Annotated in this window: 12 protein-coding genes; 8 read left to right on the plus strand and 4 right to left on the minus strand. The window is 44.6% G+C overall.

Features of this window, described 5'->3' with window-relative positions:
• The first annotated feature begins 186 nt into the window (after positions 1-186).
• The 4 genes from WS34_RS02610 to WS34_RS02625 are packed head-to-tail and all read left to right on the plus strand — an operon-like array spanning position 187 to position 5,174.
• Positions 187-1,560 carry a glycosyltransferase family 2 protein gene (locus WS34_RS02610; protein WP_046402979.1) on the plus strand — a complete coding sequence of 458 codons (1,374 nt, stop codon included), beginning with the start codon at positions 187-189 and terminating at the stop codon, positions 1,558-1,560.
• 21 nt (positions 1,561-1,581) lie between these two features.
• Complete coding sequence (locus WS34_RS02615; protein WP_022159846.1) at positions 1,582-2,520, plus strand: DUF4922 domain-containing protein; 939 nt, start codon at positions 1,582-1,584, stop codon at positions 2,518-2,520.
• A gap of 13 nt (positions 2,521-2,533) precedes the next feature.
• Positions 2,534-3,856, plus strand: a complete 1,323-nt coding sequence (locus tag WS34_RS02620) for a SpoIID/LytB domain-containing protein (protein ID WP_013613446.1) — start codon at positions 2,534-2,536, stop codon at positions 3,854-3,856.
• Positions 3,849-5,174, plus strand: a complete 1,326-nt coding sequence (locus WS34_RS02625) for an MFS transporter (RefSeq protein ID WP_046402982.1) — start codon at positions 3,849-3,851, stop codon at positions 5,172-5,174. The genes WS34_RS02620 and WS34_RS02625 overlap by 8 nt, the downstream gene beginning before the upstream one ends.
• Here the strand turns inward: WS34_RS02625 and WS34_RS02630 are convergent.
• Positions 5,139-6,545, minus strand: a complete 1,407-nt coding sequence (locus WS34_RS02630) for a NupC/NupG family nucleoside CNT transporter (protein ID WP_013613444.1) — start codon at positions 6,543-6,545, stop codon at positions 5,139-5,141. The genes WS34_RS02625 and WS34_RS02630 overlap by 36 nt on opposite strands.
• 122 nt (positions 6,546-6,667) lie before the next feature.
• On the opposite strand from WS34_RS02630, the gene WS34_RS02635 reads away from it, so the two are divergent.
• The gene (locus WS34_RS02635) at positions 6,668-8,437 is read left to right on the plus strand and encodes a bifunctional metallophosphatase/5'-nucleotidase (RefSeq protein ID WP_046403020.1); all 1,770 of its coding nucleotides are present in this window, start codon (positions 6,668-6,670) and stop codon (positions 8,435-8,437) included.
• Positions 8,438-8,521: 84 nt separating this feature from the next.
• On the opposite strand, the gene WS34_RS02640 is transcribed toward WS34_RS02635, so the two are convergent.
• A complete protein-coding gene (locus WS34_RS02640; protein ID WP_046403022.1) occupies positions 8,522-10,462 on the minus strand; it encodes a choice-of-anchor J domain-containing protein in 1,941 nt (646 codons plus the stop codon).
• Between the two features lie 32 nt (positions 10,463-10,494).
• Entirely contained in the window at positions 10,495-13,179 is a 2,685-nt protein-coding gene (locus WS34_RS02645) for a TonB-dependent receptor (protein WP_046402984.1), read from the minus strand.
• A 780-nt stretch (positions 13,180-13,959) separates the two neighbouring features.
• On the opposite strand from WS34_RS02645, the gene WS34_RS02650 reads away from it, so the two are divergent.
• Positions 13,960-14,568 (plus strand): hypothetical protein, encoded by a 609-nt coding sequence (locus tag WS34_RS02650; RefSeq protein ID WP_286693608.1) that lies wholly within the window; start codon positions 13,960-13,962, stop codon positions 14,566-14,568.
• Between the two features lie 46 nt (positions 14,569-14,614).
• Here the strand turns inward: WS34_RS02650 and metG are convergent, their stop codons facing one another.
• Positions 14,615-16,645 (minus strand): methionine--tRNA ligase, encoded by a 2,031-nt coding sequence (gene metG / locus WS34_RS02655; RefSeq protein WP_046402988.1) that lies wholly within the window; start codon positions 16,643-16,645, stop codon positions 14,615-14,617.
• Positions 16,646-16,825: 180 nt separating this feature from the next.
• Between metG and WS34_RS02660 the strand changes: the two genes are divergently transcribed.
• Positions 16,826-17,722, plus strand: a complete 897-nt coding sequence (locus tag WS34_RS02660) for a S66 peptidase family protein (protein WP_022159854.1) — start codon at positions 16,826-16,828, stop codon at positions 17,720-17,722.
• Positions 17,723-17,734: 12 nt separating this feature from the next.
• Complete coding sequence (locus WS34_RS02665; RefSeq protein ID WP_195203365.1) at positions 17,735-18,196, plus strand: gliding motility lipoprotein GldH; 462 nt, start codon at positions 17,735-17,737, stop codon at positions 18,194-18,196.
• Positions 18,197-18,205 lie beyond the last annotated feature (9 nt).

Here is an 18,205-nt window from a genome sequence, read left to right on the forward strand (position 1 = left end):
TAATTAAACACCTTAAGCATCTGCTATACCCAGGGCTATCATCCACTTACTATTCCATCCGCCTCAATCTCTCACCATTAAATCAGCAACTTGCCATATTAAATTCATGAATTTAACGGACAAATATACCTAAAATTAGTTTTGATTTTTATTTTTTTATAGTTTTGAACGAAAAATTCCGGAAATATGTATTCAATTCATACCTTCTTACTGCAAAAAGAACTTTTTCGAAGTCCCGAACCAGTAAAAACGACTGTCGTATCTTCTTTTACCGACACCCCTGCTTTACAACAAATAGCCAGGCAGGCAGATTCGGATTATATCCTTTTCTATACCGGTACTTCTCCCATCGAGCTGCATCCTTATGCAATCGGGCGCATGTACCAGATAGCCGAAAGTAATGACGGAGCACTGTTTTACAGTGATTACCAGGAAATCCGGCAAGGCAAAAAAATACACCATCCCACCTTGGAATATCAAACCGGAAGTATACGGAACGATTTTGATTTCGGGCAACTATTATTATTCCGTAACGACAGTTTTCAGCAAGTAGTCGCTCAAATGAATACCGATTACCGTTTTGCAGCTCTCTACGAATTAAGGTTAAGTATTTCGCGTTTAGGAAAAATCGTACATATACCGGAAACCCTTTATACCGTACAGCCCACCGATCTGCGGTTATCCGGTGAAAAACAGTTCGATTATGTCGATCCGGCCAACCGGGAAGTGCAGTTGGAGATGGAAGCCGTTTGTACAGCCCACCTCCAGGCGATCGGAGCCTGGTTAGCTCCCGAATTTCAGCGTATAGACTTCGGACAGGAGAATTTCGCCCGGGAAGCCTCTGTGATTATTCCCGTCAGAAACCGCAAACGTACCATTGCGGAAGCTGTAGAATCGGCCTTGCAGCAACAAACTGATTTTTCTTTTAATGTCATTGTAGTAGATAATCACTCTACGGACGGCACCGGTCAGATTCTGACAGAATTGTCCCGGCGGTACCCCAATCTGATTCATCACATCCCCGCTTCCACCGAATTAGGCATCGGAGGATGCTGGACGGAAGCGATCCTATTACCGGAATGCGGTAAATTCGCCATACAACTCGACAGCGACGATCTGTATAAGGACTGTCATGTATTACAACGTATCGTCGACACCTTCTATCAGGAGAATTGTGCCATGGTGATCGGTAGCTATCAGATGGTCGATTTCAAGTTGGAAGAAATTCCGCCAGGGCTTATCGCCCACCGGGAATGGACTCCAGACAACGGGCGTAATAATGCCCTGCGCATAAACGGGCTCGGCGCACCACGGGCATTCTACACTCCCGTGTTAAGGCAAATCAAATTTCCGAATGTGAGCTACGGCGAAGACTATGCAACCGCCCTGGCCATTTCACGAAAATACCTCATCGCCCGTATTTACGATCCCCTGTATTTATGCCGGCGTTGGGAAGAAAATTCAGATCACGATCTGGACATACAGCAACTGAACAACTATAATTTTTATAAAGACAAAATCAGGACCCTGGAAATCCAGGCCCGAATTTCCGGGAAATAACCGGAATAAATTTTTAATTTCATGAATAGTAAAGATTTACTTCAACTCTATAACGGCCAACTTCAGGAATTCGAACTGGCTAAAAAAAATTATACCGATCTGCAACAAGCCGTCTACCGGGATATTCCATTCGATCTTTTTCGTCTCCGGATCCAGTATAATCCAGCCAGAATGATTTCTACCAATGCCAGAATAGATGTCCGGACATTACAGAACCGGAAATGTTTTCTATGCCGGGAGCATATGCCGGAAGCGCAAAAAGGAATCCGTTACAACGATCGTTATTCTATTTTTATAAATCCCTATCCCATTTTCGAACGTCATTTTACGGTACCTTCCCGCCACCATGAACCTCAATGCATCGGGGGACGATTTGAAGACCTGCTGGATCTCACTTTCGATTTTCAGGGGTATACCTTATTTTATAACGGTCCCACTTGCGGCGCTTCTGCCCCGGACCATTTTCACTTTCAAATGTGCCCGCGGCATCTTATGCCTTTGGAAGAAGATGCCGCCAATGAAGAGCTCCGCCGTTATCTGGTAAAAAAAGACTACTATTCGGTTTCTATATTAAAGGACTATCTCCGCGAAGTGATCCTTTTACAAGCTTCCGACTCCCATCTCCTTTCGGTTCTCTTTCGGCAGACCATGGAAATCATCGGCCGATCCATTCCGTTCGAAGAAGAACCGATGATCAACCTGCTCGGCTGGTTCGACAACTGTCAATGGACCGTTTGTCTTTTTCCCCGCCGCACACGCCGTCCCCGGCAATTTTATGCAGAGGGAACGGAGAAAATATTGTTCAGTCCGGGATGTGTCGATATGGCCGGCCTGATCATTTCTCCCCGGGAAGAAGATTTCCGGAAATATTCAGCCGGTTTATTGACCGATATGTTCAGTCAGGTAACCGCCGGCCCGGATAGCTGGGAAGCGATACAAAAAGAATTAATCCGATTATAAGTTAACCTTGCCTATGCAGAAATATTCACACCTCCCACAACTGGAAGTCGGTATCCTGTTTTCACCGGAAATCTGTTTCCGGCTGAACGGAATTTTCACCTGCCGGACTACAGGAAAAAAATATACCGGAGCATATAACATCCGGCAAACAGAGGACGGTTACCTGTTAAGTCAGGCAGATCATCGGGAACCGGTTTCTTTACCTCTGACGTTCGAACCGGAAGATGACACGACTTCCGACTTCGATTTAACCGATGTCGTCATCGGTATTCAATTTCATTGGGAACGTAAGGAAAATCAAAAGTTTAAGGGGAAGCTAAAAATCATCGACGAACAAAAACACCTGACAGCGATAAATATCCTTTCTCTGGAAGACTATCTACTCAGTGTGATATCTTCTGAAATGCGTGCCACCTCGTCAGCAGAATTTCTGAAAGCCCACGCCGTTATTTCCCGGAGTTGGCTGCTCGCTCAGATCGATAAAGCCAAAACAGTACGGGGCACATACAGCTCTTGCCGGGTGGATCAGGAAGAATACATTCGCTGGTACGACCGGGAAGACCATGCCCATTTCGATGTCTGCGCCGACGATCATTGTCAACGTTATCAAGGGATCAGTAAAGCCTATACCCCTGCTGTCCGGGAAGCGCTGGAAGCTACCCGGGGAGAAGTACTTACCTACGAAGGAACCATTTGTGACGCCCGCTTTTCAAAATGCTGCGGAGGAGCCACCGAACGCTTCGACAATACCTGGGAACCGGTAGTACATCCTTATCTGGATAAGATCACAGACGCACCCGAAGATTTGGAAACCGGAGACTTACGGGATGAACAGACAGCCCGGAAGTGGATCCTTTCTTTCCCGCCTGCTTTCTGCCATACAACCGACCGGCAAATATTGTCACAGGTATTGAACGACTATGACCAGGAAACCCAGCATTTTTTCCGTTGGCAAGTCAGCTATCCGGCCGAACAATTATCGGAATTGGTCTATCGGAAAATCGGTATCGATTTCGGTACGATCCGGGATATTCAGCCCATCGAGCGAGGTGTATCGGGCAGATTGATCCGTGTAAAAATCACCGGAGACAAAAAGACGCTGGTCATAGGTAAAGAATTGATCATCCGGAAAGCTTTCTCAGAATCCCATCTATATAGTTCGGCATTTATCGTCGAAAAGCAGGATGGAATATTCACTTTCCACGGTGCAGGCTGGGGGCATGGAGTCGGGCTTTGTCAGATAGGAGCCGCAGTGATGGGAGCCCGGGGCTATAATTATAAGGCCATTTTACAACATTATTTCAAAGGGTGTGAGTTAATAAAAATGTATGAATAAGAAAACAGAAAACAAAGCGGTTTCTCCCTGGCAATGGGTGCCTTCTCTATACTTTGCCCAAGGTCTTCCCTACGTCGTCGTCATGAGCGTTGCAGTCATTCTATTCAAACGCATGGGCATGTCGAATACCGATATCGCCCTTTATACCAGTGGTTTGAATCTTCCCTGGGTGATAAAGCCATTGTGGAGCCCTTTGGTCGATCTGCTGAAAACCAAACGCTGGTGGATCGTGGTCATGCAAATCCTGGTCGGTGCAGGATTGGCAGGAATCGCCTTGACGATCCAAGGCCCCCTGGCTTTCCGGTATTGCCTGGCCTTCATGTGGTTGCTGGCATTCAGTTCGGCCACCCACGATATTGCTGCCGACGGATTTTATATGTTAGGGTTAAATGAAAAAAAACAAGCTTATTTCGTCGGTATCCGCAATACTTTTTATCGTTTTGCGGTTATTTTCGGCCAGGGTATACTGGTAATGTTCGCCGGCTGGCTCGAACAACGCTACGCCAGGGAGATGCCGGAAACCGCAGCCATCCCCCAAGCCTGGTCGCTGACTTTTTACCTGCTGACAATCCTGTTTGCCCTTCTGTTCGTTTATCACTATTTGTTTTTACCCCACCCCCGGCGGGATACTTGTACCCTTCCACCTCAACAAGCCTCTGCCGGAAGAGTGTTCAAAGAATTTCTAGGTACTTTCACCTCTTTCTTCCAAAAGAAACACATCGTCAGTGCCCTGATCTTCATCCTGCTCTATCGGTTCGCCGAAGCGCAGTTGGTGAAAATCACTTCTCCCTTCCTGCTGGATACTCCGGCTACCGGAGGGCTTGCCCTATCTACGGCAGAAGTCGGCTTTATCTATGGTACGATCGGCGTCATCGCCCTGACGATCGGAGGAATTGTCGGAGGAATCGCTATGGCACGGCGGGGATTGAAGTCCTGCCTATGGACCATGACCATTGCCATGAACCTGCCCAATATCGTGTATCTGTATCTCTCCTTCGCCCGACCGGAAAGTATAGGAATCATATCGGGCTGCGTCGCCATCGAACAATTCGGTTATGGTTTCGGATTCACTTCCCTCACCTATTTTATGATGCTATTCAGCAACGGCAAACACCAAACCGCCCATTATGCGATCTGTACCGGTTTCATGGCTTTAGGCCTGATGCTCCCCGGTATGATATCGGGTTGGATCGAAGAATCGATCGGTTACCGGGCTTTTTTCGTCTGGATCATGCTGTGTACGATACCCAGTTTCTGGGCTACCCATCTGGTCAGAAAAAACTTAACCGATAATCATTCCGACAACAGTAGCCGATAATAAAGAAGCGAGTGTGCCTGCTAACAATGCCCGCATTCCGAACTGAGCCAGCAGAGGTTTATTTTTGGGAGTTAAACCACCGATTCCGCCGATTTGGATACCGATCGAAGCAAAGTTTGCGAATCCACAAAGGAAGTAGGTACACATAATGACCGACTTTGTCTGAGCAAAAGCTCCGGCAGCTTTGAGGTTGGCCAAATCGACATATCCGATAAATTCGGTCATAATGATCTTCTGCCCCAACAGGCTACCGGCATGGATCATATCCTGAGGAGCGATACCGATCAGCCACATCAACGGAGAAATCGCATATCCCAGAATAAATTGTAAGTTCAGTTCTTTGCTTCGTCCGTCAGTAACCTGAGCAATCCACTCGTTTACTCCTGTCAGGCTACCGAATTTTGTAAACAGATAATTGGCAAAAGCGATAAAAGCCACAAATACCAACAACATGCCGGCAACATTGACAGCCAATTTCACCCCTTCGGCCGCCCCATTGGATATGGCATCCAAAATATTCTTACCGACCTTATTTTTAGAAATCTGAATATTATTATTCACCTGCCGGGTCTGGGGTACCAACATTTTAGCGAAAACCACAGCCCCCGGAGCAGCCATCACTGAAGCAGCAAGTAAATGTTTGGCAAAAATCAACCGTTGTACCGGATCTTCCCCACCTAAAAAACTGATATAGGCAGCCAATACTCCTCCGGCTATCGTCGCCATTCCTCCGGTCATCACCAGAAAAATCTCGGAAGGGCTCATATCGTCGAGATATTCTTTAATCATCAGCGGAGCTTCGGTCTGTCCCAAAAAGATATTTCCGGCCACAGACAACGATTCCATCCCTGAGATATTCATGAGCTTAGTCATCACCCAAGCCATGGCATAAACCACTTTCTGAATAATGCCCAGATAAAACAATAAGGAGGTCAGAGCCGAAAAGAATATAATCGTAGGCAACACCTGAAAAGCAAAGATATATCCCGCTTTGGTGGTATCCATCAGATCCCCCAACAAGAAAATACTTCCATCCCGCGTAAAGTCGAGAATACGGATAAAGATCTTACCGAAAAATTCAAAGATAGCCTGTACAGCCGGGACATAAAGAATTCCGACAGCCAATACCAACTGCATCGCCAAACCGATCCCCACCACTTTCCAGGAAATAGCTTTCCGGTCTTTACTGAACAACCAGGCGATCGCTAACAAAGAAACAATCCCCAGTAATCCCCGGAATACCGACATGAAAGAGATATGACTTTCAATATTAGCAGCCGATTGTATACCACCACCTTGCTGAGCCAACACAGGGCTCACCACAAACAATACAGGCAAAAGCCAGCAAGCTTTCTTTAACACACCACTCATAACTCAGATTTTAGAGCTGCAATTTAGCCCTAAAAAATGAATAAAAAAGGGGGGAGTATAACTTTTTTTTATACATTGCCATGTTTTTTATCCATATCATTAATATCAAATCCGATTTATACATGAAACGTTTATTTCTCATTCTGTGGTGTATCTGTTCGGTCGTCTGTTTTTTTATTTCTTGTACCCGGAAGCCGGACAAAGCGACACTCACCATTTACTGTACTACCGACGTACACGGTAGTCTTTTTGACTTCGATTTAAAGCAAAACCGCCCTACTTTATACAGTCTGGCCGGGGTAGCCGGTTATCTCTCGGAAGAGCGTAAAGCGGGTGACAGGGAGTATATTCTATTAGACGGGGGTGATATCCTTCAAGGACAACCTTCCAACTATTATTTCAATTATATCGATACCCTTCAGACCAATATTACCGCCCAGGTCCTGAACGATCTGGGTTACGATGCCGCTGCCGTAGGCAATCACGATATCGAGGCAGGCCATCCGGTCTATGATAAAGTGGCCGGAGAATTTCACTTTCCCTGGCTAGCAGCGAATGCAATAGATACCCGAACCGGAGCACCTTACTTCAAACCTTACACCATACTCCACCGCAAGGGACTCAAAATAGCCGTTTTAGGAATGATCACCCCGGGTATTCCCAAATGGCTTCCCCAGCATTTGTGGGACGGTATCGAATTCGAAGATATGATCGGGACGGCCCGGAAATGGGTACCTCTGATTCAGGAAAAAGAACACCCCGACCTGCTGATCGGCCTGTTTCATGCCGGTTACAATTACAACTATGCCGGTGAAAACAAAGACACTCCCCGCAATGAAAATGCCACGATGTTAGTGGCCCGGCAAGTAGAGGGTTTCGATATCATCGTCTCGGGCCATGATCATCAGGAAAAGGTAGAAGAAATCACAAACGACGCGGGACATAAAGTGTTGATCGTGGATGCCCGTTCGCATGCCCGGGCTTTAGGCAAGATCACCGTCAGCCTGACCCGGCATGCCGGACATTACGACAAGACCTATACCGCCGAATTGATCGATCCGGCGAAAGCCCCACGGGATACGGCTTATCTCCGGAAATTCACACCGGCCCTGAATCAGGTGAAAGCCTATATCGACACTCCCATCGGCGAATTTACCGAAACATTATCGGGGCGGGAAGGCCTGTTCGGGCCTTCGGCTTTTACCGACTTCATACATAATGCCCAACTCCGGGAAACCCGGGCAGACGTTTCGTTCAGTACTGTCCTGCAAATGGACGCTAAAATCGCCCAAGGTGAGATTACCATCCGGGACATGTTCAATCTCTATAAATATGAAAACGGACTTTACCTGATGAAATTCACCGGACAGGAAATCGACCGTTACCTGGAATATGCTTATCAACTGCAATATAACACCATGACTTCTGCCCAAGATCATTTGTTGAATTTCAAAAAGGATGAACAGGGAAATATCGTTCGCAACCCCAAAGGTCACTATGTATTAGCCGCCGACTATTTCAACTATTCATGCGCAGCCGGAATCAAATACACAGTAGACGTCAGCCGGCAACCCGGCAACCGGGTAGAAATCCATTCCCTGAGCGACGGCCGCCCTTTCCATGCCGACAGCACTTACACCGTTGCAATCAATTCCTACCGGGGAAACGGAGGAGGCGGGCATCTTACCCAAGGAGTAGGATGGACAAAAACGGATATCAATCAACGGATACTAAAAATCTGGGACAAAGATGTGCGTTACTATATCACGGAATACATTAAAGAAAAGAAAGTATTGACTCCGCGTTGCCGCAACGATTGGAAAGTCATTCCGGAGGCCTGGTTTCAGGCAGGCAAAAAACAGGATTATAAAATCATATACGAAAGCCATTGAGTTACTTCATCACTCCGCAGAATGAATCACAAAAAACGGGGCTCATCGCTGAGTCCCGTCTTTTATGATTGAAAGTGCCATGCTCTACCCGATTGCTTTCAAAGAATCTTCGACATATTCGAATTCAGCTTTACCGGTCACCACATATTTGACGGTATACACCGTCGTATCTTTCGTACCATTGATCCCATAGATCGAGAAGTTGACGGTATAGGTCACTTCGACGCCCGTCACCACATCGGCATCACTGTAAATAGCTTCCAAACCGATCCGAACCGCTTCCGGCAGACGTTCGAACATCAGTGCAGTCAGCTCTTCATCCGAAAGATGCTGATACGCGGCAGCTCCGGCCTTATTGCTTTCCCTCCAAGAATAAGGATAAAAACTAAAGTTATTCTGATAAGAAGAAGCTCCGTAATAAAATTCGGCATTCGTATAGCCCGTCTGATAGTAATCGGAACCGAAAGTCTTTCCGACATAATCTACGATAGCCTGATAGAAAGCAGCCGACTCTGCATTTCCTTTGACAGCTTCCAGCGTGATTGTCATACTCGGATCAAACTTCCAGACACCACCGGCAAAGACATACTGTTGTGTGAGGTCGACAATCCGGGTATTCAGCGTCCATCTGCCAGTCGCAGCGAAATAGGTATATTCATCGCTATAATTCTTCACCTCTTTGCCATTGTTGTAGCGATAAACCACCACACGGTTTTCCTGATCTACCGGATAAGCGATTACCTTTGCCAAATAATTCGGCAAATAATCCGCAGCAGGAACTTTTTCGGAGAAACAATACTGGTTTTGTCCCATTTCTTTATAGTCCTGTACCGACAAAACAAGTACATTCTTATCCGCATTATTCCATTTCTTTCCGTCGAACACCTTCAAATCGAAGGCCACGTCTGCTTTCAATCCCTCTCCTTCCGGAATTTTCGAACCGATCATCACGTTGTCGATCTGATAAGTTGTAGTCTTTTTGTTCACTCCGTCGCCTAAATATTTAAAAGCAACGAACACCTTTTTACCACCGTATTGTGCCAGGGGAAAAGTACCGGCAGAAGCGAAACTACCGTATCCTTTTGCGGGTGCACTCGGAATAGTAAAATGAGAAGTAATATCAGTCCAGGTTGCCTTTTTTACGTCCTTGCCGTCAAAATCTTCCGAAATCCATACCGTAAGACAATCGGCATTCCAGTTTCCGACACAAACATCAAAACTCAGTTTATCGTCAGCACCGACCGTCATTTCCGGCGTAACCATCCAAGCCTCGCACTCTCCTTCCGTCTTATAAGCAGAATACTGTATGTATTGATTGTTGTTATAAGCAGTCACCTTCCACTGTGTGCCTCCTGTAGAGCTGACGAACCAATCTTTTTCAGATCCCCAATCTTTCAGCCGGGTCAAATTACCCGTCCCGAGATCTTCAAAATTCTCCCAAAGTTGTGGGGTCTCCAAAGTATTGTTACTTTGTGCATTATATCTATATTCGACTAAAACAACATCTCCCTCTTCGGGCTCTTCATACCCGTTGATCAATAGATCGGCCACTTTATTTTTTGTATTCTCATTGAGGTAAGGCACGAACTTTGCATTTCCGTATGCTGCCCGATAATCCTTATTCCCAGCCTTATAGGATTTTATCGAAGAATAGGCTGAAAGTAATTCGGACTTATTTTCCCGGTAACTATAAGTTACTTTCACACTCGAACCTTCATCGGCAGTAAAATACTTAGCCGCCAAAAATGCCGGCAGATAAGTCGGGCCGGGAACCGTTTCATTAAGGTACAAATCGGTTTTCACTGCAGCTAACGCCTTATCGGTACCTTCTTTTTTAGCGATACTCTTATTCGTGCTATTGTCACTGATAGCCGCATAATCCGCTTCAACCAAGGTATATTTCTCTTTTACCACATTCGCAGGCTTCACGATATCATCCAGGCCATCGAAATTCTTATCATTATAATCGCATGCCCCCACGATGAAAGCCATCCATATTGTACTGAGGATATATATTTTCTTCATCATTTTTCCAATTATAAACTTCATTACTATCTTTAAAAAGTTATTTTGAAACGTACGGAATAAGTACGGCCAAATCCATAATATACCTGTGCTGTCGTCCAATCGTGTGTCGTACCGTCCTCTGCGTCGGAAATATATTCCTGATCCAATACGTTATTTACATTAGCCGAAATGATTCCCCAAACTTTTCCGAGCGGGAAACGGTAACTCATATTCACATCCATACTTCCGGCAGACGGAATTTTCCAAGGAGTATCATATTTCATCGTTTTACCCAATTCCTTGGATAAATCACTTCCCTGCAGCTTGAATTTGGCATAATTACGAGCCCAATGGGTATAATCGGCTCCCAATCTCAAACCTTTCAACACCTGATAATTGGCTCCGAAAGCAAAAGTCGTCTGTGCCGAGTTGCCGACTTTCACATCTTTCAAATCGACATCCACTTTCGCATGTTCTTTACTCTTTTCTGTCGTCACTACCCCATCTTTGGTCAAAGGTATTCCCTGGTCATTATATAGATAACCGGTAGCCCTGCTATTCCAGCGCCAATCGGCTAATGACAGCATACCTGTCAGCTCCAGATTACGCACAGGTTTCACCATTACCTCGAGCTCTACTCCCTGATGTAAAGCGTCTACCCCCGTCATATTGATCCGTCCCCGTTCGTCAGAATCCTGGAAAGTGACACTGGCTCCCATACTCTTATCCATCCAGGCCGTACGATAGAGGTTCAGGTTAGCGGTGAATACCGGAGAACGGAAACCATATCCCAATTCTACAGAGAAGATCTTTTCATTCACAGCATCCTTATTCAGCTCGTTGCTATTTTCCTTATTCAGGAACACGGCATATTCGAAGAAAGGAGCTTTTGAAATAAAACCGATATTGGCAAATACATTGTTGTGTTCATCCAGATTATAATTGGCACCTCCTTTGACCGTTCCACTCCAGAAATCGGCTTTGCCTGATTTTGCATGTGCTTTGTCGTAATAGAAACGGTCATAACGCCAATACATCGTATTGGATACCGAACCGGCAATAAATGTAGCCAGAGCATTTCGGTTGAATTCTACTTGTCCGAATACTCCTTCCTGCGTAACAAAACCATCGTAGTTCCGGTATACGACATCACCGACTTTCAACTTCTCGTTCTTCCAGTTCGCATCTTGTGCCAACGCATTATTTTCAGCTTTTACATTTTTACGGCTTTCCGAATCGACATAATAATCGCCTCCATAAAGATCCACCAGGACAGCTTTGTGGGTTCCTTTATAATACCGCAGGTCGAGACCGCCGTATACATTAAAATACTGACCGAGCTGAGTGGTGTAAGTCGATAACAAACCGTACCATTCATGGTTGTTGATATTATTGGACATCGCCATCTGCGAACCGTTCTCGCTCTTCATATTCAAATCATAAATGGCTGCATAATCGAATGTCCCGTCAGCAGCCCGGAATTGCGTATTCAACGTTCCGTCCAAAGCCGTAGCATACCAGCTGTTTTTATAAGTGCTGTTTCCTTGCCCGCGATAACCGCCTCCCCGACCGATAGACACATATAAGGCTGTCGACAAACTGGATTTTTCATTGATTGTCCAGTAATGGTTCAAAGAAATCTGAGGTTTATGGAATTTATTATATCCGGCCACTTTCCGCTGTCCGTTCAGTCCGAATCCATAAACAGCATTGAATTTATATTTATTAGCATGTTTCTGCCATTCTGAAATCAACAGATTGTCATTTCGCTGATTATGCCATTGAGGAGCCCCCAATACGGTCAGCGAGATCATGTGTTTGTCATTGATCTGCTTGGATACATTTCCGAAATAGCTGTACGCTTCGAACTCGGTCCCTTGTACATAACCGTTTCCCCAGCTCTTAGCACCTAATATCGAAATCGCCCACCCGTTACGCAAACCGGTAGAAACATTGAATGCGATCTTATTAAATCCGTCGTTTCCCACAGCGTAAGAGATACCTCCTCCGGCTTTGACGTCGGTCGTATTGGTCACGATATTGATAGAACCTCCTACCGAAGGGGCAGCCACCTTAGCCGCACCGAGTCCGCGTTGTACCTGCATCGAACGGGTAACATCCGAAAGTCCGGCCCAATTCGACCAGTAGATTTTACCGCTTTCCATTTCGTTCATCGGCACTCCATTGACCATAACGGCCACATTTTCACTTTCGAAGCCACGTACATTTACCCGGGAATCACCGAATCCTCCGCCTTGTTTCGTAGCATATATACTAGGTGTAGATTTTAAAATTTCAGGAAACTCCTGAGTGGAAAGTTTATTTTCTATGGCTACCGGATCGATCACAGCCACAGCTACAGGAGTCTTCCGGCTAACAGCTACCGAAGCAGTAACCGTCACATCACCCAAACCGATGGATTCGGTTTCCAAAGCAATGGTTCCTAAATTCAGTTCTTTTCCCAAGGTCACCTCTTTTTTCAATTCTTTGTAACCGACACAACGGAAAGTTAAGGTTTGCTTGCCTGTCTGACCGGTCTTCAACGTAAAACTACCATCCAGATCGGCAGCTACGCCTTCCGAAGTACCCTCCAGCATCACTGTCGCCCCAACCAAAGGTTCTTTCGTTTGAGAATCAACAATTTTTCCTTTAATCGTCCCTTGAGCCACCGTCATAAACGACATGAGGCACAAAGAGAGCATAAATAATAAAGCCTTAGTAAATAAACTTTTCATACAATAACATCTCTTAATATTAATAAATGATTTAACCCTATTTTTCACACTACCAACGCTCTTTAAAAACAAACGTATAATTTTATATATAAAAATGGAATTACATTAAATATTTAACACAAACATATAAAAGTCAAAACTTTTTATAATAATAACCATTTTGACGCCGTAAAAATATAGAATTAATATTACAAAATAGCTATATCGATTCTTTTAAGACAAAAAAAGAGAAAAACCAAACTATCCGGTTTATTTTTTCGTTGGCAACCGGCATATAAAACATTAACAAACAAATGATTATAAAAATAATCACATTTCATTCAAAAAAAATCCGGCATTTTGTAACTCTTTCTCATTTTTCGGCGTATAACTCCATGATTTAGCACACACCACGGGGAGAGGAAGTTTATAAAACAAGCTGATTTCCAAAGCAGTTCTTTAAAATGACGAAAAGGTATACCACGGGATATTTACACCACGCACACACCACACAGACGCACATATAATAATTTCTTTTCAAAAATCCCTGCCTGTTTCAATTTTAAAGTCTCAAGGAAATGTCTCCCTAAAAAACACAGAAGACGCAATTAGTTGCGCCTTCTTGTTTTTTACAAACCGTATTGTAAACAAAATAGAGTGTCTTTCGACGATTTACTACCTGAAAATTGAAAAGTCTGCCGAATTTGAATAAATTTGTACGAGTGCCCGTAAAACCATAAAAAACAGGCGTCTTCCTTTGTATTGAATAAAAGATGAATCACCATTAATTGGCTATAATTTATGAAAAAGACCATTATGACCTCTCTGTTCCTTTTATTTTCTTTTGGCATTTTTGCACAAAATCAGGTCAGAATCAGTTATGTATCCCCCGATTCTATTCCGTCGGCCACTCTGGATTTGATGGATTTTTTAGATATAAAATACATGAAAATGAAAATTCATGGAGACATCAAAGGGAAAAAATGGCAACTATGGGTGAACGAATCCCATGAAGGTAAAATTACGTCTAAATCCTTATTTCCTTATGCATTTGAATTTTCCGACACTCTGGCCACTTTCGTTTTCATCGCACAAGATCAAAACGACACACTGACTCTTGTTTGTAAAACCCCCCGATACAGTATGCCTAAGACAAAATATGCCATTGACACGAAGAACGGTACTGCTCCGCCGACACCTTATATTTTAATGGAAACCCTTCCGCCGACACCTTACACGACTAGCGACGAAATAAATCTGGTAGCCTATACAACCGGTATCAAACGCATTCATCAAGGTATGGATGCTTATGATTTTTGCGGTCTCCGGTATGCAAAAACAGATCCGAAGCAATGGCAGGAAAAGTTCAAACTGCCCCGTTTTATCTATTTCTCCCTTCGACTGGAATAGATATATCATCCGGGAACAATAGAGTACTTTGTCCCCGGATGATTCTTTAACGGATTTCGGAACCGTTCTTCACCTCTTTGTCAGGACGGACAAAAGCCAGGGAACCATCGGCATTTTCAGCCATCAGAATCATACCCTGCGACTCGATGCCTTTGAGCGCTTTAGGCTCCAGATTCACCAGGATACTCACTTGCTGCCCGATCACTTCTTCAGGTGTATAATACTCAGCGATTCCGGATACGACCGTGCGGGTATCTATACCGGTATCGATCGTCAGCTTCATTAATTTCTTCGTCTTCGCCACCTTTTCGGCAGCAATGATTTTTCCGGCACGTATATCCAGTTTAGCAAAATCATCGAACGAAATATTTTCTTTCACCGGTTTTACTTGTGCATTAGCCATCTCATTGGCCTTTTTAGTAGCCAGCAATTTATCGATTTGTCGCTGAATCTGCTCATCTTCGATCTTCTCGAACAACAATCCCGGTTCATTCAGCCGATGCCCTGCCGGCACCACCTCATCTCCCATCCGGTTCCAGGCGATCGGAGCTATATTCAGGAAATCCCTCAATTTCGACGCACTGAACGGAATAAACGGTTCGGTCAAAGTAGACAGGTCCCCTGCAATCTGTAAACAGATATTCAAAATAGTCTTCACCCGGGCTTCATCGGTCTTGATTAATTTCCAGGGTTCCGTGTCGGCCAGGTATTTATTTCCCAAACGGGCCAGATTCATACATTCTTTGAGTCCTTCCCGGAAGTGAAAATTATCCAGATTTTTCTCTACCCGGCTGATAATCTCAGGAATTTCAGCCAATACTTCTTTATCATAATCCGCCAGTTCTCCGCGCTCAGGCACTATACCGCCGAAATATTTCTGCGTCAGCACCAATGCGCGGTTGATGAAGTTGCCGTAAATAGCCACCAGCTCACTGTTATTCCGGGCTTGAAAATCCTTCCAGGTAAAATCGTTGTCTTTGGTTTCGGGAGCATTGGCTGTCAACACATACCGCAACACATCCTGTTTACCTTCGAAGTCACGCAAATATTCATGCAACCATACGGCCCAATTCCGGGAAGTCGAAATCTTGTCTCCTTCCAGATTCAAAAACTCATTGGCCGGCACATTATCGGGCAATATATAACTACCTTCTGCTTTCAACATCGCAGGGAAAATAATACAATGGAATACAATATTATCTTTCCCGATAAAATGGATCATCCGGGTTTCGGGATCCTTCCAATATTTTTCCCATTCCGGAGTCAGATCTTTCGTTGCAGAAATGTATCCGATAGGAGCATCGAACCAGACATAGAGCACCTTTCCTTTCGCTTCATCGAGCGGTACGGGCACCCCCCAATCCAAATCGCGGGTCACGGCACGGGGCTGTAAACCATTATCCAACCACGATTTACATTGTCCGTAAACATTACTTTTCCACTCTTTATGGCCTTCCAAAATCCATTCTTTCAACCAATCCTCATAGCGATCCAAAGGTAAATACCAGTGTTTCGTCTCTTTAAGTTCCGGTTTGTTACCGGTAACCGCCGATACAGGATCGATCAGATCGGTAGCATTCAGGCTGGTACCACAAGCCTCACACTGATCGCCATAAGCCCGTTCATTCCCACAATGAGGACATTTCCCTACAATATAGCGGTCGGCCAAAAACTGTCCGGCTTTCTCATCATAGAACTGCATAGAAGTTTTCTCGATGAATTTTCCTTCGTCATATAACTTCTTAAAGAAAGCCGAAGACAATTCATGATGTGTTTTCGAACTTGTGCGGGAATAGATATCGAAAGAGATACCGAACTCTTCGAAAGAATCTTTGATGATTTGATGATAACGGTCAACAATATCCTGAGGAGTCACTCCCTCTTTTTGAGCCTTGATGGTAATGGGCACTCCATGCTCATCCGAACCACCGATAAATACTACTTCTTCTCCTTTTTGCCGCAGATAGCGCACATAAATATCGGCCGGAACATAAACACCGGCCAGATGACCGATATGCACAGGCCCGTTAGCATAAGGTAATGCCGTCGTGATCAGATTCCTTTTGAACTTAGCCATATCTCTTCTTGTTATTTCAGTTTCAAAATCTTAAATTGCAGTGTGCAAAGGTAAGAAATAATTGAAAATTGAAAATTGAAAATTGAAAATTACTTATCTTCGCACCCGAAAAGCCTTATCGCTTTCTGCATATAGCTTATAGCTTTTAGCCTATAGCTTATTACTTTTTAATTTTACTGTATGTTCAGACCACCATATCTTCAATCCGGCGATAAAGTCGCCCTGGTTTCTCCGGCAGGTATCATCGATCCGCTATCGATACATGATGCAGTAGAAGTGTTACGTTCCTGGGAACTGAATCCTATCGTAGGCCCGAACGCGGCGGCTACCTACGGCTATTTTGCAGGCCGGGACGAACAACGCCTGCAGGATATGCAATGGGCGCTCGATGACGAAGACATCCGGGCCATATTTTGTACCCGTGGCGGATATGGCAGTTTACGCATTGTCGAACAACTGGATTATTCTATTTTTCAAGGTTCCCCGAAATGGCTTATCGGATTCAGCGATATTACCGTTTTCCATTCGAAGCTCAACACGCTGGGCATTGAAAGCATGCACGCCCCTATGCCTAAAAGTTTTCGCACAACAAATCCGGCAGCCTTATTACGACTGAAAGAATTTTTATTCGGGAAAATATCTTCTTACCGGCTTCCTCCCCATCCGTTCAACCGAGAAGGGATCGTACAGGCCGAACTGACGGGTGGAAATCTGACTCTTTTACATTGTCTGCGTTCTTCGGTATTGGAATGTAAACACCAAAGTTCTATTCTATTTATGGAAGATGTAGGGGAAAATCTATATTCGATCGACCGCATGCTACAAAGCCTGAAGCTAACGGATAAGTTTTCAAAACTTCAGGGACTTATTGTCGGAGACTTTACAGAAATGAAAGGGCTCAATTTCGGGAAAGATGCTTATGAAATCATACAAGAAGTATTCGCCGACTATGCCTATCCGATCTGTTTCGGTTTTCCGGCCGGACATGCAGAGAACAATTTTCCTCTGATCATCGGTTCGACGATCGAAATGGAGATCAGTGCTACCGGAACTACCATCCATTTTCAAAATGATTAAACAAGCTTGTAAATGAGAAAATACATCTTTTTCCTATCGGTTATTTTAATGGGAGCTTGCCAATCATCGGCAGTCTTCGAAAAATATGAAGAACAACCCGACGAAGTCTGGAACCGGTATCATATCGTCGAATTTACAGCCGACATCCCGGACAGTGGACAATATATAGTGAAACTCTGTTTGCGGCATACCACCGATTACGAGATGGCCAATCTTTGGTGTTTCGTCTCTACCCGCAGTCACGGACAAGAGCAATTATCCGATACGGTAAACCTGAAAATAGCAGAACCCGACGGCCGTTGGTTGGGAAAAGGCAACAGCATTAAAACATTGGAACAACCGATCAATCGTAATCCGGTGACTCTTCCCCAAGGAAATGTAATCTTCCGGATCGAACAAGGCATGCGGATGGAAGAAATGGCCGGAGTAAAAGATGTAGGGATAAAGATCGAGAAAGTGCAAACTCAGGGATAAGGATTAATC

It is taken from the genome of Odoribacter sp. N15.MGS-14 (assembly GCF_000980245.1).
In the GTDB taxonomy this organism is placed as follows: Bacteria; Bacteroidota; Bacteroidia; order Bacteroidales; family Marinifilaceae; genus Odoribacter; species Odoribacter splanchnicus.